At 68.1% G+C, this 4314-nt stretch carries 4 protein-coding genes; 3 read left to right on the forward strand and 1 reads right to left on the reverse strand.

Annotated features, from left to right (window positions below):
• Window positions 1-266: 266 nt before the first annotated feature.
• The 3 genes from ACFVM3_RS41790 to gcl are packed head-to-tail and all read left to right on the forward strand — an operon-like array spanning window position 267 to window position 3676.
• On the forward strand, window positions 267-1094 hold the full coding sequence (locus ACFVM3_RS41790; protein ID WP_378445456.1) for a hydroxypyruvate isomerase family protein: 828 nt from the start codon (window positions 267-269) through the stop codon (window positions 1092-1094).
• On the forward strand, window positions 1091-1978 hold the full coding sequence (locus tag ACFVM3_RS41795; protein ID WP_378445458.1) for an NAD(P)-dependent oxidoreductase: 888 nt from the start codon (window positions 1091-1093) through the stop codon (window positions 1976-1978). Before ACFVM3_RS41790 ends, ACFVM3_RS41795 begins: the two co-directional genes overlap by 4 nt.
• A gap of 3 nt (window positions 1979-1981) precedes the next feature.
• Window positions 1982-3676, forward strand: coding sequence for a glyoxylate carboligase (gene gcl / locus ACFVM3_RS41800; protein WP_378445460.1), 1695 nt, complete (start codon window positions 1982-1984; stop codon window positions 3674-3676).
• Between the two features lie 44 nt (window positions 3677-3720).
• On the opposite strand, the gene ACFVM3_RS41805 is transcribed toward gcl, so the two are convergent.
• Window positions 3721-4149, reverse strand: a complete 429-nt coding sequence (locus ACFVM3_RS41805; RefSeq protein ID WP_125683226.1) for a pyridoxamine 5'-phosphate oxidase — start codon at window positions 4147-4149, stop codon at window positions 3721-3723.
• Window positions 4150-4314 lie beyond the last annotated feature (165 nt).

Raw genomic sequence — 4314 nt, forward strand, 5'->3', positions numbered from 1 at the left:
ACGTTGAAGGTTGCGAAAGTGGCTTTCGCAACGCGCGGTTGGCCGGGTGCGGGCAGGTTGCGACGTTGAGATCCGAACGTGCCGGGGCATGTCGCGAAAGCCACTTTCGCGACGTCTGATGTCCCGAAAGTGGCTTTCGCGACATGAGCACCAGGTTGGCGTCGCCCCACGGCCCCAGTGCCCAGCCCGTTGACCAAGGACAGGTCAGCGGGCTATTCTCGATATACGAAAGAAAGTTTCCGCAGAGCGAAATTACAGAGGTTTCGATGGCTGATCTTGCCGGTTCGCGTCATGCGCTGCCGTACGTGCTGAACCTGTCGCTGGTCTTCACCGAGCTGCCGCTGCTCGACCGTGCGGAGGCGGCGCGCGCGGCTGGCTTCACCGCGGTCGAGTACTGGTGGCCGTTCGAGACGCCGGTTCCGGACGACGCCGAGGTCGACGCCTTCGTGGCGTCGGTCGAGCGGGCGGGCGTCGCGGTGACCGGGCTGAACTTCTTTCCCGGTGACATGGCGGGCGGAGACCGTGGCCTGGTCACCTGGCCCGGCCGCGAGGACGAGTTCGCCCGCGGCATCGCCTCGGCGATCGACCTGGGCGAGCGGCTCGGCTGCCACCGGTTCAACGCGCTCTACGGAAACCGGATCGACGGCGCGGATCCGGCCGGACAGGACAAGCTCGGCCTGTCGAATCTGGCGCTCGCGTCGGACGCGGCCGCGCGCATCGGCGCGGAGATCGTCCTGGAGCCGTTGTCGGGGGCGGAGAAGTACCCGCTCAAGACCGCGGACGACGTACTGAAGGTGCTCGACGAACTCGGGCGGGACAACGTGAAGCTGCTGGCCGACCTGTACCACCTGGCGGTCAACGGTGACGACCTCGACACGGTCACGACCGTCCACACCGGACGGATCGGCCATGTGCAGATCGCCGATGCCCCAGGGCGGCACCAGCCGGGGACCGGAACGCTGGACATCGAGGGATACCTGGAAAAGCTGCAGACGGCGGGCTACCGCGGGCAGGTCGGCGTGGAGTACAAACCCGACGGGCCGAGCGCGGATTCGCTGTCGTGGCTGCCTTTCGAACGAAGGGGACTGGCATGACCAAGCTGGGATTCATCGGCCTGGGCATCATGGGCGGGCCGATGGCGGGACATCTCGTCGCTGCCGGCCACGAGGTGAGCGGATTCGACACGAACGCCGACGCGCTCGCGAGGCTGGAAGCCGCGGGCGGCCGGGCCGCGAACGGGGTGACGGACGCGGTGGCGGGCGCGGAGGTCGTCATCACCATGCTTCCGAACCATCCGCAGGTCGAGGCCGTCGTGCTCGCGGCGGGCGGGGTGCTGGAGTCGGCGAAACCGGGCACCCTGCTGATCGACATGAGCACCATCCGGCCGGAGACCTCCATCGAGGTGGCCGAGCGGGCGGCGGAACGGGAGATCCGCGTGCTGGACGCGCCCGTTTCCGGTGGCCAGGCCGGGGCCGAACAGGCTTCACTGTCCATTATGGCCGGTGGTGATGCCGAAGACTTCGCCGTGGCGCTGCCGATCCTGGAGTCGGTCGGCAAGACGATCGTCCACGTGGGACCGCACGGCGCAGGCCAGGTCGTCAAGGCCGCGAATCAGCTGGTCGTCGGCGGAACCTACGGTCTGATCGCCGAGGCCATCGTGCTGCTCGAAGCCTCCGGTGTGGACGCCGGTGTCGGGCTGGACGTCCTCGCGGGCGGCCTCGCGGGCAGCCGCATCCTCGAACTCAAGCGGAAGTCCATGGTGGCGCGGGAATTCGCGCCGGGGTTCCGGATCGACCTGCACCACAAGGACATGGGCATCGCCCTCGCCGCCGCCAGGCAGGCCGAGGTCGCGCTGCCGCTCACCGGGCTGGTCGCCCAGCTCGTCGCCGCCGGACGGGCGATGGGTCACGGCTCGCTCGATCACTCCGCCCTGCTCAAGGTCGTCGAAACGCTGTCCGGCGCGGAAAACAAGGAGTGACGCATGCCAAGAATCCCCGCCATGCAGGCCGTCGTCGACGTCCTGGTCAGTGAGGGCGTCGACACCGCGTTCGGCTGCCCCGGCGCCGCGATCCTCCCGCTGTACCACGCGATGCAGGACAGCGGTATCGAGCACCTGATCGTGCGCCACGAAGAGGGCGCGACCCATATGGCCGACGGCTGGGCGAGGACCACCGGCAACGTCGGCGTCGCGATCGGCACCTCCGGGCCCGCCGGGACCAACATGATCACCGGCCTCTACACCGCCCAGGCCGACTCGATCCCGATCCTGTGCATCACCGGGCAGGCGGACTCGCGGAAACTGCACACCGAGGCGTTCCAGGCCGTCGACATCGTCGAGATCGCCAAACCGGTGACGAAATGGGCCGTGCAGGTCAAAGAAGCGGCCCAGCTGCCGTGGGTGTTCCGGGAGGCGTTCCGGATCGCGCGGTCCGGACGTCCCGGCCCGGTGCTGATCGACCTGCCGATCGACGTCCAGCGCCAGGAGATCGAGTGGGACTCCAGTATCGACTCGCCGCTGCCGGTCACCAGGGCGACGCCGTCGCCGGCCAGGGTCGAGCGAGCGCTGGATCTGCTGCTGGCCGCCGAACGGCCGCTGATCCTCGCCGGTGGCGGCGTGGTGCTCGGCGACGCGAGCGACCGGCTGCGGACCGCGGCCGAACTGCTCGGCGTCCCGGTCGGTGTGACGTTGATGGGCAAGGGGACTTTCCCCGAGGACCACGAACTGTTCGCCGGCATGGCGGGTATCCAGACCTCGCAGCGCTGGGCGAACGCGGCCTTCCTCGAAGCGGATCTGGTGCTGGCGCTTGGCGCGCGGTTCGGTGACCGGCACACCGGTGATCTCGACGTCTACCGCGGGAACCGGAAGTTCATCCACGTCGACATCGAGCCGACACAACTGGGCAAGGTGTTCGGGCCGGACCTCGGCATCGTGTCGGACACGGGCGCTTTCCTGGACGCGCTGATCGAGGCGGCGTCGAAGCGTTCCCCGGTGCGGGATCGCGCGTGGCCCCGGCGGATCGGCGAGCTCAAGGAGAGCCTGCCCCGGCGCGAGGACTTCGAGGACACGCCGATCAAGGCGCCCCGGGTGTTCAAGGAGATCAACGAGTTCTACGGCGAGGACGCGTACTTCGTCACCGCGATCGGGCTCTACCAGATCTGGTCCGGGCAGTTCCAGCGCGCGCACAAGCCGCGGCACTACCAGGTGTGCGGCCAGGCCGGGCCGCTCGGCTGGGAGATCCCGGCGGCGATCGGGGTCAAGAAGGCGAAACCGGAGGCCGAGGTCGTCGGCGTCGTCGGGGACTACTCGTTCCAGTTCCTGGTCGAGGAGCTGGCGGTCGCCGCGCAGTACGACGTCGGGTTCGTGCTGATCATGCTGAACAACGAGTACCTCGGGCTCATCCGGCAGGCCGAGACCGGCTACGAGATGAACTTCGAGGTCGACATCCACTACGACAAGATCGGCACGGACAACGTGAAGGTCATGGAGGCCTACGGCTGCTCCGGCACCCGCGTCACCGAGCCGGGCGAGATCCGGGCTTCGCTGGAGTGGGCGCGCAAGGAGGCCGAGCGGACGTCGCGGCCGGTGCTGGTGGAGATCATGATCGAACGCGAAGGGAACGCCGCGATGGGCAAGGCACTCGACAGCGTCGTCGAGTTCGAACCGATCGCGGGCTGATGACGGTGTCCCGGCGGCCCGCCCGCCGGGACACCGTCAGACGGTCAGGCCTTGCTCTGGTCGTTGCTCAGCCACTTCTCCGGCCGGACGCGGACCAGCACGGAGTTGTCGCTGAGCGCGCCGTCGACGTATTTCGTGCCCTCGTCGCCGGGCAGGTAGCGTTGTGCGATCTTCAGCGCCTGCTCCCTGGTCGGCGGCGTGTCGTTCGCGATGACCGGCCCCTCGGCCGTCACGTACTTGTAGGGGAAGGTCTCCGTCTGCGCGACCAGGCTGAGCCTGCCCGCCTTCTTGATCGCCTTGTCCTTGACAGAGCCGCCGTCCATCCAGATCAGGAGCTCTCCGCCGGGCTCGTAGTCGTACCAGACCGGCACCGCCAGCGGGGCCCGGCCTTCCCGCTCCACGGCCAAGACCCCGATGTGGACCTCGCTCAGGAAGGCTTCCCGTTCTTCGGCGGTCATGACGAAAGACGACATCCGTGTCTCGCTTCTCTCGGTTGGTGGGCTACGAGAAGCGGTAACGCGGATCGGGTTCAGGCCATTCCGGGCGCCGAGCCTCATTGCCCTCCGGAGTCCTGGCACCCCGGCGTCGAGCTCTTATGTCGTGAAGGGCCCCTTTGAGACCTTCATCGTCTCAAAGGG

Source organism: Amycolatopsis sp. NPDC057786 (assembly GCF_042797905.1).
GTDB lineage: Bacteria > Actinomycetota > Actinomycetes > Mycobacteriales > Pseudonocardiaceae > Amycolatopsis.